This window comes from Actinoplanes lobatus (assembly GCF_014205215.1).
Classification (GTDB): Bacteria; Actinomycetota; Actinomycetes; order Mycobacteriales; family Micromonosporaceae; genus Actinoplanes; species Actinoplanes lobatus.
The window spans coordinates 3031183-3048445 of record NZ_JACHNC010000001.1 but is presented as its reverse complement, the minus strand read 5'-3'; the positions used below and the strand labels follow the sequence as shown (position 1 = coordinate 3048445).

The window sequence follows — 17263 nt, the reverse complement described above, 5'->3', positions numbered from 1 at the left end:
AGGACGTTGTGTTCGGGGCGGACGGGGGTATCAAGTCGGGTCATGCAATCGGAGTACGAGCTGGCGAGCACCCATCCCTACGACGGGCCGATCGCCGAACTGGCCGGCTACCGCGTCCTCGACGACGCGGACGATGACCCCCGCCTGCTCGACGCCGACGGGCAGCCGGTGGCCACGTGGCGGGAGGACTACCCGTACGACGAGCGCCTGTCCCGCACCGACTACGACCACGACAAGCGGCTGCTCCAGATCGAGCTGCTGAAGCTCCAGAACTGGTGCAAGGAGACCGGCAACCGTCTCCTGGTCCTGTTCGAGGGCCGGGACGCGGCCGGCAAGGGCGGCACGATCAAGCGGTTCATGGAGCATCTGAACCCGCGTGGCGCCCGGGTGGTGGCCCTGGAGAAGCCGAACCAGCGGGAGAGCACCCAGTGGTACTACCAGCGGTACATCAAGCATCTGCCGGCGGCCGGTGAGATCGTGCTCTTCGACCGGTCGTGGTACAACCGGGCCGGCGTCGAGCGGGTGATGGGCTTCTGCGAGCGCAAGGAGTACCTGGAGTTCCTCCGCCAGACCCCGGAGCTGGAGCGGATGCTGGTCCGCTCCGGGATCCACCTGGTGAAGTTCTGGTTCTCGGTGACCAGCGGCGAGCAGCGGACCCGGTTCGCGATCCGGCAGGTGGACCCGGTCCGGCAGTGGAAACTCTCCCCGATGGATCTGGCCTCGCTGGACAGGTGGGACGACTACACCGAGGCCAAGGAGGCGATGTTCTTCTACACCGACACGGCGGATGCCCCGTGGACGGTGGTGAAGAGCAACGACAAGAAGCGGGCCCGGCTGGAGGCGATGCGGTATGTGCTGCACCGTTTCGACTACGAGGGCAAAGACATCAAGATCGTCGGCGCCCCGGACCCGCTGATCGTCGGCTCCGCCAATCTCGTGGTGGAGAATCCCGATGCCTCTCCCCAGGTATTCCCGCGGCTCTGAGTGATTCAAAATCGTTGGCGCTCCCGGCCCCTCGTGGATAACGTGGCCGTACACGTGAAGGGAGGTGGTCCAAAGTTGAGTAGCAACGGGACTCGTGAGGTGGCTGTCCGCTAGCCGCTGTCCTCGACAGCTTGGGACGCTTGTCAAACGATCTTCTTGATAAGCGTCCGAATTTGATCTTAAAAATGATCAAAGAGTCGAGACCGTGTGGCAACGGTCTGGCGAGTACACGACAGCCACCCGACCCCTGGGGATCCGGCCTAGTCCGACCGGACCACACTCGTTCGCGAGTGTGGAAGTCCCCAGGGGTCGCTTCATTTCCACCGGGGAGGAACGGATGCGGGAGCTTGTCGCGCTCGGCACGGCGAGCCAGGTGCCCACCCGGCACCGCAACCACAACGGCTACCTGCTGCGCTGGGACGACGAGGTGATCCTCTTCGACCCGGGTGAGGGCACCCAGCGCCAGCTGCTGATGGCCGGCCTCCCGGTCACCCCGCTGCGGCGCATCTGCATCACCCACTTCCACGGCGACCACAGTCTCGGCCTGCCCGGCGTCCTCCAGCGGATCTCGCTGGACCGGGTGCCGCACCCGGTCCACGTCCACTACCCGGCCGGCGGCCAGGAGTTCTACGACCGCCTGCGGCATGCCACCAGCTACTGGGACAACGCCGACATCGTGCCCGGTCCGGTGGGCGCCGGCTTCGCGGTGGAGACCCCGGCGGGGCGCCTCACCGCGCTGCCGCTCCGGCATTCCATCGAGACGTACGGGTACCGCCTGGCCGAACCCGACTCCCGCCGGATGGTGCCCGCGCTGCTGGCCGAGCGCGGCATCAGCGGCCCGGCGGTCGGTGAGCTGCTGCGGGCCGGCCGGCTGGGTGACGTCGCGCTCGAGGAGGTGAGCGTGGTCCGCCCCGGCCAGAGTTTCGCCTTCGTGATGGACACCGGCCTGTGCGACAGCGTGTTCGCGCTGGCCGACGGCGTGGACCTGCTGGTGATCGAGTCCACCTTCCTGGCCGAGGACACGGAGCTGGCCGCCCAGGTGGGGCACCTGACGGCGGGGCAGGCCGCCGCGGTCGCGCGCGAGTGCGGCGTACGAAAACTGGTCTTGACGCATTTCTCCCAGCGCTACCCGGAGCCGGACCGCTTCCTGGAGGAGGCACGCAAGGAGTTCGACGGCCCGATCGTGATCGCCGAGGATCTGATGCGGGTGCCCGTGCCGCCGCGGCGGTAGCCGCCGGAGCCGGGCTAACGTCGGCCCATGACCGTTTCGCTTCGTCCCGCTGAGGACGGTGACCTGGCCGCGATCGGCGCGCTGCATCACCGTTCCCGGGCGGCTGCCTACGCCCATCTGATTCCGGCCGAGACGTTCGCGGCCCGCGGGCCGGAGGCGATGAGCGCCTGGTGGGTCGAGCGCTGGCGGTGGGAGCGGGAGACGCACCGGATGACCGTCGCCGAGGTGGACGGCGAACTGGCCGGTTTCACCTACCTGGGCCCGAGCGAGACCGAAGGCGCCGTCGAGCTGTACGCGATCCATCTGGCCCCGGAGCGGGTCGGCACCGGCGTCGGACGGCGCCTGATGGTCGACGCGCTGGAGCGGCTGGGCGGGTTCGGGGCCGGGCGGGCGGTGCTGTGGGTGCTGGAGGACAACGCGGTGGCCCGGCGCTTCTACGAGAAGGGCGGCTGGCTCCCGGACGGGGCGGTCCGGGTCGCCCCGGTCAACGACCGGGACCTGCCGCAGCTGCGGTATTCACATCCGTTGTAGACGTGGGGCGCTGGTCGGGCGGGAGCACGGGACCGAGTGAATGCGGGGGAACCTGTTGGTCTCGTGCTCCCGCCCACCGCCCCGCCCGAACCGGATGCGCCTGGCCGGAGGCGCTCGATCAGCGGAGGCGTGCCGATCTGGGATCCAGTTCAAGAGCGGGTCTGGGCGCGGGACACCGGAGCGCTGGCGGGGCGCACCGGTGTCACCGCCGGGCGACGTCGGCCGGGCCGGGAAGCCGCACTTGCCGGGGGACGGTCAAGCATGTCGGCGACGTCAGGGTTCAAAAATCAGGCCAGATACCTCCGGTTGTCGTCGTTGCGGTGGTACGGGCCGGCGCCGTAGCGGCCGATCTCGTCCGCACCGGCCCGCTTGCCGGGCAGGGAACGCATGCTGTTCAGGTCGTGGCGCAGGGTCCAGGCCTCACGCCACGGCCGCCGGGCGACCGCGGCGGCCCGCTCGGCCAGACGGCGGGCCGAGCACGGCCAGCGCCATCCGCACCAGTCGCAGGTGCCTTCCAGGCCGTCCACGCCGTTCGCCACGTGGCGCCCGAGCATCCGTTGCGCGTCCCGCCACAGCAGGCGGTCCACGATGTCGGCGGGCGCCGCCTCGTCGACGTCGACCATCCCCTACCCCTCCGTCCGGGAGTGGCTCATAGCTCCGTCACGACACATACAACCGCAGCGGCTCATCGGCCGGTCGGACTGTCTGTGCGATTGCGGCGACTATCCGTAACAATCCATGAACCGAGCGGTTTCCCTCCGCACGAGCATCGATGGCCCACGGGCTCACGAAAATGTCGGTCCCAGGCAGTACGGTGCGCCGGTGATCTTCAAGAGACGACGTAAGACGGAGCCGGATCCGGCGGCGGCGATCGAGCGGTTCTGGGACTGGTGGGCGACCGCCCGGCCCCGGGCGGAGAGGCAGATCGCCGGGCATCCCGATGATGCTCTCATCGCCGAGATGGGCGCCGCCGTCTCGGCGATCCATCCGGAGCTGGACTGGGAGTTCACCGCGGGCACGTCGTCGCGGCACCTGCTGGTGATCAGCGCGGTCGGCGATCCGCGGCTCCGGGCGCTGGCCGAGCGCTGGCGGCGGGCCGGCCCACCGCCGGACGAGACGTTCGGCTACGCCACGGCTCGTCAGGGCAATCCCACGGCCCTGGCGGACGCCCAGCTGGAGATCGCCGGGCACCGGCTCGACCTGGCCGAGCTGCGGTTCAGCGCGGAGGTCGACGAGGACCGGCCCCGGGTGCACGTCGAGGTGTGGCACCCGCGGTTCCCGGAGCTGCCCGAGGGCGCCCGCACCCAGATCACGTTCCTCTCGCTGGACTGGATCCTCGGGGAGGACGCCGTGGGGATCTGGGTGGGCGCGGTCACGCCGGCATCCGGGCCCGGCGCGTCACTGACCGGCCCGGAGCTGGCCGCTGTTGTGGGCGGGCTGGCGCCGGCCGAGGGCGAGGAGCCGTGGCTGTCCATGTCCGGCACCCGACGTGGCAGGCCGCTGGTGGCCATGGCGCAGACGCCACTGCGGCCGGCCCGCTGGCCGGGGCACGACCTGCACATCCGGGTCGAGGTGCCGTACTCGCGGCGCGACGACAACGGGTTCCCGGCCAAGGAGGCGTTCCCGGACCTCTACGCGCTGGAGGACCACATCGCCCGGCACCTGGACGGCGCGGTCCTCGTCGCGCACGAGACATCGGACGGTGTCCGCACCACGCACCTCTACGCCGACCGTCCGGCTGCCGCCGAGGCCCTGAAGCCGCTGACCGCCGCCTGGCCGGACGGGCGTGTCCGGATCACCGTCACGCCCGACCCGGCCTGGGAGCAGGTCGCCCACCTCGCCTAGCTGAGGTGGGCCAGCAGGTCCTGACGGGTGAGGACACCGGCCGGCTTGCCGTCGACCAGGACCATCGCGGCGTCGCCCTTCTCCAGGAGGGCGACGGCCTCGGCCACCGGCTCGCCACCGCCGATCATCGGCAGCGGCTGGCTCATGTGCCGCTCGATCGTGTCGTGCAGGTGGGCCTGGCCGGTGAAGAGCGCGTCCAGCAGCACCTTCTCCGAGATGGAGCCGGCCACCTCCCCGGTGACCACCGGGGGCTCGGCCTTGAGCACCGGGAGCTGGCTGACGCCGTACTCCCGCATGTAGTCGATGGCGTCGCGGACCGTCTCGGTGGGGTGCACGTGGATCAGCGGCGGGATCTCGGAGCCCTTGCCGGCCAGGGCGTCGGCCACCGTGGGGGTGCCCTCCTGGGTGCGCAGGAATCCGTACCGGGCCATCCACCGGTCGTTGAAGATCTTGGACAGGTAGCCACGCCCACCGTCCGGCAGCAGGACCACGATCACGTCGTCCGGCCCGGCCTTGCGGGCGACCTCGAGCGCGGCCACCACGGCCATCCCGCACGAGCCGCCGACCAGCAGGCCCTCCTCGCGGGCCAGGCGGCGGGTCATCTCGAAGGAGTCCGAGTCGCTCACCTCGATCACGTCGTCGGTGACCTCCCGGTCGTACGCGGACGGCCAGAAGTCCTCACCGACGCCCTCGACCAGGTACGGCCGCCCGGTCCCGCCCGAGTAGACGGAGCCCTCCGGGTCGGCGCCGATCACCTGGACCGGCCCCTGCTCCTTGAGGTAGCGCCCGACGCCGCTGATCGTGCCGCCGGTGCCGACGCCCGCCACGAAGTGGGTGATCTTCCCGCCGGTCTGTTCCCAGAGCTCCGGCCCGGTCTGCTCGTAGTGCGAGCGTGGGTTCGCCGGGTTGCTGTACTGATCCGGTTTCCAGGCGCCTGGGATGTCCCGGGTCAGTTGGTCGGACACGTTGTAGTAGGAACGCGGGTCCTCCGGCGCGACGGCGGTCGGGCAGACCACCACCTCGGCGCCGTACGCCCGCAGAACGTTCTGCTTGTCCTCGCTGACCTTGTCGGGGCAGACGAAGACACACTTGTAGCCCCGCTGTTGCGCCACCAGGGCCAGGCCGACCCCGGTGTTGCCGCTGGTCGGCTCGACGATCGTGCCGCCGGGTTTGAGGAGGCCGGCCTTCTCGGCGTCCTCCACCATCCGCAGCGCGATCCGGTCCTTGACCGAACCTCCGGGGTTCATGTACTCGACCTTGGCCAGCACGGTGGCGCTGATGCCCTCGGTCACGCTGTTCAGGCGGACCAGCGGGGTGTTACCGATGATCTCGACCACGTTGTCGTAATAGCGCACGCTTCACTCTACGACCAGGGCGGGCGGGGTCCGCTCCCACTCCAGGAACCGTTCCGTCTCACTGAGGATCATGCCGGCCAGCCAGGTGACCGCGACCGTGTCGTCGATCAGCCCGAAGAAGACGAGGAACATCTCCGGGACGGCGTCGACGGGGGACACGACATACGCTGTCGCGGCCACCATCAGCGCCAGCCGGGCGCCGCCGTCATACCGCCCCCGGACCGTGGCCGCGATCATGCGGGGCAGCGCGCCGAGTCTCTGGGCGATCGTGGGACCGCCCCGGGTGCCCGCGGTGAGCGCCCGGGCGAGCGCGGTGAACGCCGCGGCACGTTTCAACGTCTTGGCCATCTGTGTTCCCCTTTCGGCAACTCAAGCATGACGTGGGCGCGCCATGATTGCCTCTCGCCATTGCGAGTTAGCCTCGAATTCCGACAAGCAACGCCGATCATGGGCGAGCCGGATGGTTCCCTTCGAGCGACAGCGAGGGAGACTATGAGCACCATCGATGCAACCAGCAGTGCCCACTGGCGATGGATCCGGGTGGCCGCCCGGGCCGCCGGCGCGGTCGCCGGGCTGACGGCTCTCTCCGCCGGCCTGCTGATGCGCCAGGCCGCCGACGCCCGCCGGATCATCCCGATGGCCGAGGCGCCCCCGCCCCGCGGTGACGGCGTCTACGGCGCGAAGTTCGGCGGGCAGCCCGTCAACCTGGTGATCCTCGGCGACTCCTCGGCCGCGGGGTACGGCGTCCACCGTCCCCGTGAGACACCCGGCGCGCTCTTCGCCACCGGGGTGTCCCGCCGTCTGCGCCGCCCGGTCCGGCTGCACCGGCTGGCCGTGGTCGGTTCGGTCTCGGCCGGCCTTCCGTACCAGGTGGACGCCGCATGTGAGTACGAACCGGACCTCGCGATCATCCTGATCGGGGGGAACGACGTCACGCACTTCTCGGCGCGCGACGCGGCCGTCCGCCATCTGGGTGACGCGGTGCGCCGGCTGCGCGCGGCCGGGTGCCGCGTGGTCGTCGGCACCTGCCCCGATCTCGGCGCGATCCAGCCGATCAAGCCGCCGCTGCGCTGGCTGGCCCGGCGCTGGAGCCGGCAGCTGGCGGCCGCGCAGACGATCGCCGTGGTCGAGGCCGGCGGCCGGACGGTGTCGCTGGGCAACCTGCTGGGCCCGATGTTCGAGGCGGACCCGGGGCGGATGTACAGCTCGGATCGTTTCCACCCGTCCGCCGAGGGGTACGCCAGGGCGGTCTCCGTGATGATGCCGACCGTGATGGCCGTGCTCGGCACGGAGGACCGGGTGGCCATCCCGGTCGCCGAGGACGTCCGTGCTCTTCCCGAGGCGGCCGACGAGGCGGTCCGGGCGCCCGGGACCGAGGTCGCCCCGGCCGGGCCGTGGGCCCGGATGCGCCGCTACCGCTGGTTCAGCGCGCGCCCCACGGCCGCGGCCCCCGTTCCCAGCGGTGACTCCGCGGCCGGGGCCGTAGGGTATACCCCAGAGGATCATCAGGTCGGCTGATGCAGGGAGGCGGGACATGGCGGGGTTGCCGGAACGACTCACCAGGGCCGCTGCCACGAGTCTGCTGGCCGGCGTGGTGGGCGGTGTCGCGCTGATCGCCGGGGAGATGCTGGCCGCCAAGTCGCGGCGCTACGCGAAGCCCACCATGGGCCTGGCGCTGCGCACGTCGATGGGCCCGCAGAGCGCGCCGCCGCTGCGCCTGGTGCTGCTCGGCGACTCGGCCGCGGTGGGTGTCGGCGTGGAATGGCTGTCCGACACGGTCGGTGGCCAGCTCGCCCGCCTGCTCGCCGACGGCTCGGCCGAGATGGGCCAGCGGCACGTGCTGCTGTCCAGCGTCGGTGTGGCCGGGTCCCGCTCCAGCGACCTGGCCACCCAGGTGGCCCGTTCCCTGCTCGGCGACCGGCCGGACGTGGCCGTGGTGCTTATCGGGGCCTTCGACGCGGCGTCCGGGCGCGGTCCCGAGGACGCGGCCGATCATCTGGGCCAGGCGGTGCGGCGGCTGCGCTCGGCGGGCGTCCAGGTGGTGGTCGGCACCTGCCCGGATCTGGGCGCCGCCCGCTCGATGGCCCCGCCGCTGCGGCAGATCGCCGGGCTGATCGGCCGCCGGATGGCCCGGGCCCAGGCCCGGGCGGTGACCGAGGCCGGCGGTGTGGTGGTCGACCTGGCCGCCGAAACGGGTGCGGTGTTCCGCGCCGACGCCGGGACGCTCTGCTACGACGGCTTCCACCCGTCCGCCGATGGCTACCGGGTCTGGGCGCACGCGCTCTATCCGGCGGTGTCGAAAGCGGCGATGAGCAGCGTCTGAATTTTTTGCACCTCGTGTGACAAATTCGCGCTTCCGACCATGTTACCGATGAGTAAACTGGGCCCATGCCGGAAGCTGTCATCGTCGCCACTGCCCGCTCGCCCATCGGCCGCGCCCACAAGGGCTCGCTGAAGGATCTGCGCCCCGACGATCTCACCACCACGATCGTCGACGCCGCCCTGAACAAGGTGCCGCAGCTCGACCGCACCCTCATCGAGGACCTCTACCTCGGCTGCGGTCTGCCCGGCGGCGAACAGGGCTTCAACATGGCCCGTGTGGTCGCCACCAAGCTGGGCCTGGACGGCCTGCCCGGCGCCACCATCACGCGATACTGCTCGTCCTCGCTCCAGACCACCCGGATGGCCTTCCACGCCATCAAGGCCGGTGAGGGCGACATCTTCATCTCGGCCGGTGTGGAGACCGTGTCCCGGTTCGCCCGCGGCAGCTCCGACGGCCTGCCGTCGGCCGCCCAGGAGGCGCTGGGCCGCTGGACCAACCCGTACTTCGACGAGGCCCAGGCCCGCACGCAGGCCAGCGCCCAGAACGGCAGCGTCTGGCACGACCCCCGCGAAGACGGCCTGGCCCCCGACATCTACATCGGGATGGGCTACACCGCGGAGAACCTGGCCCAGATCAAGAACGTCTCCCGCGAGGAGATGGACGAGTTCGGCGTCCGCAGCCAGAACCTCGCCGAGAAGGCCATCGCCAACGGCTTCTGGGAGCGCGAGATCACCCCGATCACGCTGCCCGACGGCACCGTCGTGTCGAAGGACGACGGCCCCCGCGCCGGCGTCACCATCGACGCGGTCTCGCAGCTCAAGCCGGTCTTCCGCCCCGACGGCCGGGTCACCGCCGGCAACTGCTGCCCGCTCAACGACGGCGCCGCCGCGGTCGTGATCATGAGCGACACGAAGGCCCGCGAGCTCGGCATCACCCCGCTCGCCCGGATCGTGTCCACCGGCGTCACCGCCCTCTCCCCGGAGATCATGGGTCTCGGCCCGGTCGAGGCGTCGAAGCAGGCCCTCAAGCGCGCCGGCATGACCATCGGCGACGTCGACCTCGTCGAGATCAACGAGGCTTTCGCGGCCCAGGTCATCCCGTCGTACAAGGACCTCGGCATCCCGCTGGAGAAGCTCAACGTGAACGGCGGCGCCATCGCCGTCGGCCACCCGTTCGGCATGACCGGCGCCCGCATCACCGGCACCCTGCTGAACTCGCTCGACTGGCACGACAAGTCCATCGGCCTCGAGACCATGTGCGTCGGCGGCGGCCAGGGCATGGCGCTGATCGTCGAACGCCTCAGCTGACCTTCCGCACCCCCGGCCCGGCACGCCTGCCCCGCGTGCCGGGCCGTTTCACGATCTGCCGCAGCGGGGCCGGGTCAAGATCTTGATGTCGCAGCGGGGTGGTGGGTGCGGACCGTCGCTCCCGCCGAGGGCCGGGCGCGGGCGGCCAGTCGCCTGGCGGCTCCTGAACGGCCACCCCCACCCGGCGACGCCCGTGCGTGGTCACCCTCGAACCCCACACCCCGGTACGGTGCCCACATGCCGACCGACCTGGTCCGAGTCACCCCGGAGCACACCGGCTTCCCCGCCGCGGCCACCCTCTTCGACGACTACCGGGCCCACTACGGCCACCCTTCCGACCCGTCGGCCACCGCCGGCTGGCTCGCCCGTCAGATCACCGCCTACGGCCTGACCTTGACCGTGGCCCTCCGGAACGGCCGCCCCGCCGGCCTGATCACCACCCTGGTCCTCCCCGCCTCGCTGCGCCTGGGGCAGGCCTGTTCCGTACGCGACCTCTTCGTCGACCCCGCCCAGCGCCGCAACGGAGTAGCCCGCGCCCTCATGGAACACGCCATCGCCGAAGCCCGAACCACCGGCGCCCTGCGCATCTCCCTGCAGACCGAGCCCGGCAACGCCGCGGCCCAGGCCCTCTACGCCGAACTCGGCTTCCGCCCGGTCCCCGACCTCGACTCCCTCACCCGCACCCTGCGTTCCTGAGACCACGGTCCCCAGCCCTGGCACATGCACTCACCCGGATCGCCCACACACGCAGAACAACAGCCGAGGAAGCCCACCGAAACAGCCCGGCCGTTGCTCGTCTCCCGCGGGTGGATCTTTCCGGCTGGCTCGGAGAGCTGTCTCGGGGCTTGAGACAGCGCTCCCCCCGGCGGGCGCGCTACGGCCTGGGGTGGGCAGCGCCTCGCGGTGCTCGGCGGGGCGGGAAGAGTGCGGCTGGGTGCGGGGCTTTCCCGTACCGGATGGCGGGTTTGACGTCGGGGTGACGCGCCGCCGGGCAGGAGATCGTCCGGGTCGGGGTGAGGCGCCGCCGGGCAGGGTGAAATGCCGCTTTGCGGAGGTGTCAGAGGGCGCGGCGGGTCTCGTCGACCGCGGTGGTGGCCCGAACCAGCAGGTCGGCGGAGGGGGCCGCGGCCAGGAGGTCGTCGGCCAGGACCCGGAGCTGGTCGCGCAGGACCAGGTCGTGGATGTGCGGAACCCGGCGGGTGGGGCGGGACTCGGCCTCGGCGCTCAGGTCGGCCAGGCGCTGCACGAGGTCCCGCACCAACTGGGAGCGGGTGCCGGTGGTGGCGGTGGCTCGCCAGCGTGGCTCGTCCCAGTGGTGGACCTGCGTGAGCAGCCGCTCGATGGAGGTGGCGAAGTCGGGCACCCGGCGACCATACCCGGGCGGCTCCGGCGGGAGATTCCCGGCAAAGGCTCCGGCAGGCTCCGGCGCCAAAGGCTTCGGGAGGGCTTTTGGAAAGACGGAGCCCGCCCGGCACGGGGCACGGGCGGGCTCGCGTCAAGCGGGGGACAACGCCCGGTTCGCGGGGAGGCGAGCCGGGCGTTGCTCGGGACGACGGACGAACCGTCAGTCGTCGCCTTGGAGGAAGCTCAGCAGGCGGAGAATCTCGATGTAGAGCCAGACGAGGCCCACCAGAATGCCGAACGCCGCGGTCCAGGAGTAGCGCTGCGGCAGACCCATCCGCACGCCCTCCTCGATCTCGTTGAAGTTCAGGATGAAGCTCAACGCGGCGACCACGATGCAGACCAGGCTGAAGACATAGCCGAGCGGGCCGTTGTCACGCAGACCGGTGTTGACGTCGAAGAGAGCCAGCACGAAGTTGATCAGCATGACCCCGAAGAGGCCGGCCATGACCGCGATCATCCCGCGGATGAACTTCGGCGTCGCCCGGATGACGCGGGCCTTGTAGAGCCCGGCCATCAGGAAGAACACACCGAAGGTGGCGACCACGGCCTGGAGGACGATGCCCTGGTAGCCCAGGATGTTCTCGAAGGCCTTGCTGACCATGCCGACGAAGACGCCCTCGACGACCGCGTAGGTCAGCACGAGAGCGGGGTTGGCCATCCGCGAGAACGAGATGACCAGGCCGAGAACGAGGCCGACGAGCGCCGCACCGATCCACGCGGGACCGACCAGGGCGTCGGGGATCAGGTTCCACGCGGCGACCGCGGAGATACCGGTGAGGCCGAGAAGCAGCACGGTCTTGACGACGACGTCGTCGAGGGTCATCGGCTGAACGGCCGGAGGAGCGGAAGGGTAGCCCGCCGCGGTGGGGTAGGGATCGCCGTAGGCCGGCTGACCGTAACCCGGCTGCGGGGCCGGCCCATATGGCCCGTACCCGGCCGCTCGCTCCCGCTCGGCCGCCTGGCCGAGGCGCGAGAGCACCGGGTTCGATGTCTTCACTGTTTCCAGCCTCCCTAGAGATTGCGGCGCTGTGCCTGTCGCTCAAGGGTAAGCCGTGTGTCCACTTCCCGCTGCTTCCAGTAGCTGTGAGCCAGCTGAAAATGACCGACGTCAGTGCTGGTCAGCAGCCCTGTGCTCAAGATCGCGGCCGCGGCGTCACGCCGCGGCCGCGGTAGATGGTGCCCGGGGCGGGTCTCGAACCCGCACGCCTTTTCGGGCAGCCGCTTTTAAGGCGGCCGTGTCTGCCATTCCACCACCCGGGCGGCCTGCGAACACCGTAGCTGGTGCCGCCCAGGCGATGGAAACGGCATTACCGGATCAGCGGGATCCGGCGGCCACCTTCTTCTCCTGCGGCAGCTCGACCGGCGGGGTCACCTCGGTGAACTCCTCACGCGGACGGTGCAGCTGGCCCAGCGCCACGGTCTCCCGCTTGAGGAACAGCGCCAGCGTCCAGTCGGCGAGCACCCGGATCTTGCGGTTGAACGACGGGATCCGGCTCACGTGGTAGGTCCGGTGCATGATCCACGCCGGGTAGCCCTTGACCTTGATGCCGTAGACGTGCGCGACACCCTTGTTCAGGCCGAGGCCGGCGACACCGCCGACGTGCTTGTGGCGGTACTCCTTCGGGGCGCCGCCGAGGATCACCTGAACGATGTTGTCGGCGAGCACCCGCGCCTGGCGGACCGCGTGCTGGGCGCTCGGCGAGCACCAGCCACCCGGGTTCGTCAGGTCGGGCACCTGCGCGCAGTCACCGGCGGACCAGGCGCCCTCCAGGACCTCGCCGGTCTCGGTGTCGGCGACCTGGAGGGTGGGCAGGCAGTTGACGTGCCCCTTCGGCCCCAGCGGCAGGTCGGTGTTGGCCAGCATCGGCGACGGCTTGACACCGGCCGTCCAGACGAGGGTCTCGGCGCGGAACGAGTCGCCGTCGGAGAGCTCGATCCGGCCGTCGGCGCACGACTTCAGGAAGGTGCCCAGGCGCAGGTCCACGCCGCGGGCGGCGAGCTGGCGAGCGGTGTACGCACCCATCTCGGGACCGACCTCGGGCAGGATCCGGTTGGTGGCCTCGACCAGGATGAAGTGGACCTCCTTGGGGTCCAGCTCCGGGTAGTATTTCAGCGCGTCGGAGACCACGTCCTGCATCTCCGCGAGCGCCTCGATGCCGGCGAAGCCACCACCGACGAACACGAAGTTCAGCGAAGCTTTGCGCACCTCTTCGTCGGGCGTCACGGCGGCGACGTCCAGCCGGTCGAGGATGTGGTTGCGCAGGTAGATGGCCTCACCGATGGTCTTGAGGCCGATGCCCATGTCACTGAGGCCGGGGATCGGCAGGGTCCGCGAGACCGAGCCGGGCGCCACGATGATGTGGTCGTACTCCATCTCGTAGGCGGGACCGTCGATCGGCTGGACGCTCACGGTCTTACGCGCGTGCTCGACCCGGGTCACCTCACCGGAGACGATGCGGCACTTCTTCAACTCACGGCGCAGCGGCACCACAGCGTGTCGCGGCGAAATGTTACCGGCCGCCGCCTCAGGCAGGAACGGCTGGTAAGTCATGTGCGGAACAGGGTCGATTACGACAACCTCGGCCCGATTGCGGTTCAGCTTCTTGGACAGGCGGAGGGCGGCGTAAAGCCCGACGTGACCTGCTCCTACGACGACAATGCGCGGCGGATTCACGCCTCTATTGTCGCGCGGGGGAAGCGATTCATGCGTGGTTCTGTGACGATCACAACGGCGGAAGTCAAGTGACCTAAGACTCAGAATTCACCCGCGCCGGACCATACGTGCTAGGACCATTGTCACGGCGGCGGCCGCGGCCAGACCGGCGAGCGTGGCCAACTGGAAGGCGTCGCCGCCCAGGTCCGCGGTCAGTCCGAGCGCCAGGACGATGACCACCGCGGAGCTCAGCACCACGATCAGGGCACGGCCCAGCCAGAGCGCCGGCACGTCGAAGTTCACCATCGCGTCGTAGGGCAGGACGGCCGCCAGCGCGGTCAGCGTGTGCCCCAGATAGAGCAGGGTGGCCAGGGTCAGCACCCGCCACAGGTCGATCGAGGCGCCGAAACCGGCGGTGTTCAGCAGCCACCCGGCGATCACGCTGAGCGCCGCGGCGGTGCCACCCCGGCCGCGAGGTGCCAGCGCCGCCCAGATCACGGCCGCCACCGGCAGGACCATGAACCGGGGGTTGGACAGCATCTCCAGCGGCCAGGCGACGACGGTCGCCAGCAGGCCGGTGAGCAGGACGCCGCAACGGACCAGGAACGGAATCGTGGTCGCCCGTCCCGCGGCGGTACGCCACCGGTCCATCCGCCTGGTCAGATCGTTCCGCACGTCAGCGCCCCCTCGGAACCGAGGCCAACCGGGCCACGTCACGCAGCACCAGGTCCAGGCTGCCGGCGCCGGCCCAGGCCACCACCGGTACGCCGTGCTCGCGCAGCCGGCCCAGCACGTTCTCCCGTTCCAGCCGCCACAGCCGGGTGGCCAGCGGGGTCCACTGGTTCCGCACCGGCGGGGCGGCCTGGGCGGGCAGGGTGTCCACCGCCACCACGTACCGGCCGGACTGGGTGAGCTGGGCCAGCATGTCGGCGGCCCGCGGGTCGACCAGCGGGGTCAGCACCACGACCAGCGCGGACGAGGAGACGTGGTGGGCGCCGACGACGTTCTCGTACTGCTCGGAATTGACCGGATCGGCCCGTACGTCGAGCAGCCATTCCAGCACCGTCAGATACTGCCGGCGGCCGGAGGCGGGGCGCAGCCGGCGGGCGGTCGCGCCGTACTCCAGCAACGAGACCCGGTCCCCCCGGTGCAGGTAGTGCTCGGCGATCGCGGCGGCCGCCCGGACCGTGGTGTCCAGCACCGACGATTCGCCGCGGACCCCGCCGGAGAGGCCGATCTCGCCGAGCACGTCGAGCAGCAGCAGCACTTCGGCGTCCCGGTCCGACAGGGTGGAGGCGACGTGCAGGTCACGGGTCCGCAGGGAGACCCGCCAGTCGATGCGGCGCAGCCGGTCGCCGGGGGCGAACTGCCGGACCCCGGCCAGCTCACCGCCCTCACCGGGCCGCCGGGAGCGGTGCGCGCCGACCAGACCGGCCGCGGCCGGCATCGCCTCGGTGGCGTTGAACGGCTCGGTCACCGGGTAGACCCGCACCCCGGCGGCCGGCGTCACCACCGGACGGCAGGCCAGCAGGCCACCACAGGCGGCGGCCCGCGCGGCGGCCGGACCGACGTCCTGCCGGCCCCAACGGGTCGCCTCGCCGGGCAGGTCGATCGCGGCCCAGCCGTCGGCGGCCACGGTGATCGCGAACGGGCGGTCGGCGTGCTCCAGCTTCAGCCAGGGGGAGGTACGCGTACGCACCACCACCAGGTCGTAGTCGATCGTGTCCGGGTTCGAGACGATCAGCCCGGCATCCACCGCGCCGCCCTCGACCAGGTACGACTCGTCGGTCCGGACGGTGATCTCCGGGGCCGCGGACGGGATCCGCCGCAGGTTGATCGCCGCGCCGATCGCGAACGGGGCGGCCAGCAGCGCCAGGTCGACGCGGCCCAGCGCCACGCCGAGGAGCAGCAGCAGGCCGGTGAGCAGGACCGAACGGCCGAGTGCCCGGGTCGGTGCCCAGACCGGTCCGGACGACGACTCGCCGGCCCCGCCCGCGGGCACGGCCGGGCGCAGGCGCAACAGGTCAGTCATGCCGGGCGTACGTCGGGAGCGCCCCGCTCGCCGGGGCCGGCACCGCGGTGAGCACCTCCTGCACCACGAACGACGGATTCACCTGGCGCAGCCACATCTCCGGGCGCAGCGTTATCCGGTGGGCCAGCGCCGGGATCGCCACGTCCTTCACGTCCTCCGGCACCACGTAGTCACGGCCGGCCATCGCCGCCCGGGCACGGGCCAGCAGCAGCAGCGCGAGCGAGCCACGCGGCGAGGAGCCGACCAGTACGGCGCCGTGCTCCCGGGTGGCCGAGGTGAGCGCCACGATGTAGCGGCCGATCGAGTCCTCCACGGCGACGGACTCCAGCGCGCCCTGCATCATCTGGAGCGTACGAGCGTCGACCACCGGAGCCAGGGTGGCCTCCTCCTGGCGGCGGGCCATCCGGCGCTGGAGGATCGCCCACTCCTCCTCGGCCGTCGGGTAGCCGAACGACACCCGCAGCAGGAACCGGTCCAGCTGCGCCTCGGGGAGCGGGTAGGTCCCCTCGTACTCGATCGGGTTTGCCGTCGCGATCACGTGGAACGGCGGGTCCAGGCGGTAGGTGACGCCCTCGACCGACACCTGCTTCTCCTGCATCGCCTCGAGCAGGGCGGACTGGGTCTTCGGCGGCGTCCGGTTGATCTCGTCGGCCAGCAGCATGTTGGTGAACACCGGGCCGGCCCGGAAGGCGAAGTCGCCCTTGCGCTGGTCGTACAGGAACGAGCCGGTGACGTCGGCCGGCAGCAGGTCGGGGGTGAACTGCAGACGGCGGAAGTCGAGCCCGAGCGCCTGCGCGAAGGACCGGGCGGTCAGCGTCTTGGCGAGCCCCGGCATGTCCTCCAGCAGCACGTGGCCGCCGGCCAGGATCCCGGCCAGCACCAGCTCCAGCGAGTCCCGCTTGCCCACCACGACGGTGCCGACGGAGTCGAGGACCGCCCCGGCCAGCCGCCCGACCTCGTACGGGGGAAGAGCCTGCGTCACCGGCGCACCTTTCTCACAGTCGTTCCATGGCGTCGAGGTAGGTCTCGACATCCCGGGCCTTGAGCGCGCGGCGCCCCGGACCGGACAGCGTCGCCCAGAGATCGTCCCCGAGCAGCTCACGGGCCCGGCGGGGGTCGCTGGCCCGGGTGATGCCGTGCCGCAGGCGCAGCCGTTCGTCGGCGAGTTCCGCGAGCACCGGCAGAACGTTACGCGCATGCAGATCCGGATCCGAGTGTGCCTGGTCCAGGTTCCGCTCCCAGCGGCGAACCGTCGCCCGCAGCGCGTCCACCGCCGGCGGGGCCTCCGCGCCGATCCCCGACCGCAGCCTCGGCCCGGGCGGCGGCGCCACGGCCGCGACCGCGTGGATCAGCAGGCGAAGGCCGGTGAGCAGGGCGATCAGCAGCAGCAGCGAGATGGTCAGGCCGAGCGCCCGCAGACCGGCCGTCGCCACCACTGTGGCCAGCCCGATCACGGCCGCGTTGCCGATCAGTGTGATGGCCGCCGAGCGCCGCCTGGTGACGGGTTCCCGCTCCTCGGCGACGACCCGGCCGTCGGCGGCACCGAACAGATCGTCCAGTCCTCCGTCGCTCACGCGGTCACCTCCGCCCCGCTCCGG

18 protein-coding genes and 1 tRNA gene are annotated in these 17263 nt (G+C 71.1%); 8 read left to right on the top strand and 11 right to left on the bottom strand.

Features of this window, described 5'->3' with window-relative positions:
• Positions 1–42: 42 nt before the first annotated feature.
• The 3 genes from ppk2 (at position 43) to BJ964_RS14130 (ending at position 2746) form a co-directional block, all read left to right on the top strand.
• A complete protein-coding gene (ppk2, locus tag BJ964_RS14140) occupies positions 43–984 on the top strand; it encodes a polyphosphate kinase 2 (RefSeq protein WP_188121094.1) in 942 nt (313 codons plus the stop codon).
• 337 nt (positions 985–1321) lie between these two features.
• Positions 1322–2215, top strand: coding sequence for a ribonuclease Z (locus BJ964_RS14135; protein WP_188121093.1), 894 nt, complete (start codon positions 1322–1324; stop codon positions 2213–2215).
• Between the two features lie 27 nt (positions 2216–2242).
• On the top strand, positions 2243–2746 hold the full coding sequence (locus BJ964_RS14130; protein ID WP_188121092.1) for a GNAT family N-acetyltransferase: 504 nt from the start codon (positions 2243–2245) through the stop codon (positions 2744–2746).
• Positions 2747–3033: 287 nt separating this feature from the next.
• Here BJ964_RS14130 and BJ964_RS14125 read toward each other — a convergent pair whose 3' ends face one another.
• Positions 3034–3369 carry a hypothetical protein gene (locus tag BJ964_RS14125; protein WP_229806640.1) on the bottom strand — a complete coding sequence of 112 codons (336 nt, stop codon included), beginning with the start codon at positions 3367–3369 and terminating at the stop codon, positions 3034–3036.
• Between the two features lie 199 nt (positions 3370–3568).
• Here BJ964_RS14125 and BJ964_RS49090 point away from each other — a divergent pair, with 199 nt between their 5' ends.
• A complete protein-coding gene (locus BJ964_RS49090; protein WP_188121091.1) occupies positions 3569–4591 on the top strand; it encodes a DUF695 domain-containing protein in 1023 nt (340 codons plus the stop codon).
• Here the strand turns inward: BJ964_RS49090 and BJ964_RS14115 are convergent.
• The gene (locus BJ964_RS14115) at positions 4588–5946 is read right to left on the bottom strand and encodes a cystathionine beta-synthase (protein ID WP_188121090.1); all 1359 of its coding nucleotides are present in this window, start codon (positions 5944–5946) and stop codon (positions 4588–4590) included. The genes BJ964_RS49090 and BJ964_RS14115 overlap by 4 nt on opposite strands.
• Positions 5947–5949: 3 nt before the next feature.
• Entirely contained in the window at positions 5950–6294 is a 345-nt protein-coding gene (locus BJ964_RS14110) for a YkvA family protein (RefSeq protein ID WP_188121089.1), read from the bottom strand.
• Between the two features lie 144 nt (positions 6295–6438).
• On the opposite strand from BJ964_RS14110, the gene BJ964_RS14105 reads away from it, so the two are divergent.
• The 4 genes from BJ964_RS14105 (at position 6439) to BJ964_RS14090 (ending at position 10272) form a co-directional block, all read left to right on the top strand.
• Positions 6439–7464, top strand: a complete 1026-nt coding sequence (locus tag BJ964_RS14105) for an SGNH/GDSL hydrolase family protein (RefSeq protein ID WP_188121088.1) — start codon at positions 6439–6441, stop codon at positions 7462–7464.
• A 16-nt stretch (positions 7465–7480) separates the two neighbouring features.
• Positions 7481–8269, top strand: a complete 789-nt coding sequence (locus tag BJ964_RS14100; RefSeq protein WP_188121087.1) for an SGNH/GDSL hydrolase family protein — start codon at positions 7481–7483, stop codon at positions 8267–8269.
• A gap of 65 nt (positions 8270–8334) precedes the next feature.
• Entirely contained in the window at positions 8335–9576 is a 1242-nt protein-coding gene (locus BJ964_RS14095) for an acetyl-CoA C-acetyltransferase (RefSeq protein WP_188121086.1), read from the top strand.
• Between the two features lie 237 nt (positions 9577–9813).
• The gene (locus BJ964_RS14090) at positions 9814–10272 is read left to right on the top strand and encodes a GNAT family N-acetyltransferase (RefSeq protein ID WP_188121085.1); all 459 of its coding nucleotides are present in this window, start codon (positions 9814–9816) and stop codon (positions 10270–10272) included.
• A 361-nt stretch (positions 10273–10633) separates the two neighbouring features.
• Here the strand turns inward: BJ964_RS14090 and BJ964_RS14085 are convergent, their stop codons facing one another.
• The 8 genes from BJ964_RS14085 to BJ964_RS14050 all read right to left on the bottom strand — a co-directional run bounded on the left by BJ964_RS14085 (position 10634) and on the right by BJ964_RS14050 (position 17239).
• Positions 10634–10939, bottom strand: a complete 306-nt coding sequence (locus BJ964_RS14085; RefSeq protein WP_229806639.1) for a hypothetical protein — start codon at positions 10937–10939, stop codon at positions 10634–10636.
• A 201-nt stretch (positions 10940–11140) separates the two neighbouring features.
• The gene (locus tag BJ964_RS14080; RefSeq protein WP_188121084.1) at positions 11141–11977 is read right to left on the bottom strand and encodes a Bax inhibitor-1/YccA family protein; all 837 of its coding nucleotides are present in this window, start codon (positions 11975–11977) and stop codon (positions 11141–11143) included.
• A 177-nt stretch (positions 11978–12154) separates the two neighbouring features.
• Positions 12155–12240, bottom strand: a tRNA-Leu gene (locus tag BJ964_RS14075).
• Positions 12241–12295: 55 nt separating this feature from the next.
• Positions 12296–13654: an NAD(P)/FAD-dependent oxidoreductase gene (locus BJ964_RS14070; RefSeq protein ID WP_188121083.1), complete on the bottom strand. Its 1359-nt coding sequence runs from the start codon at positions 13652–13654 to the stop codon at positions 12296–12298.
• A gap of 87 nt (positions 13655–13741) precedes the next feature.
• A complete protein-coding gene (locus BJ964_RS14065) occupies positions 13742–14308 on the bottom strand; it encodes a hypothetical protein (protein ID WP_229806638.1) in 567 nt (188 codons plus the stop codon).
• A gap of 1 nt (position 14309) precedes the next feature.
• Entirely contained in the window at positions 14310–15647 is a 1338-nt protein-coding gene (locus BJ964_RS14060; RefSeq protein ID WP_407650842.1) for a DUF58 domain-containing protein, read from the bottom strand.
• Between the two features lie 10 nt (positions 15648–15657).
• Positions 15658–16698, bottom strand: a complete 1041-nt coding sequence (locus BJ964_RS14055; RefSeq protein WP_229806637.1) for an AAA family ATPase — start codon at positions 16696–16698, stop codon at positions 15658–15660.
• Positions 16661–17239, bottom strand: a complete 579-nt coding sequence (locus BJ964_RS14050) for a hypothetical protein (RefSeq protein ID WP_188121080.1) — start codon at positions 17237–17239, stop codon at positions 16661–16663. Before BJ964_RS14050 ends, BJ964_RS14055 begins: the two co-directional genes overlap by 38 nt.
• Between the last annotated feature and the right edge of the window lie 24 nt (positions 17240–17263).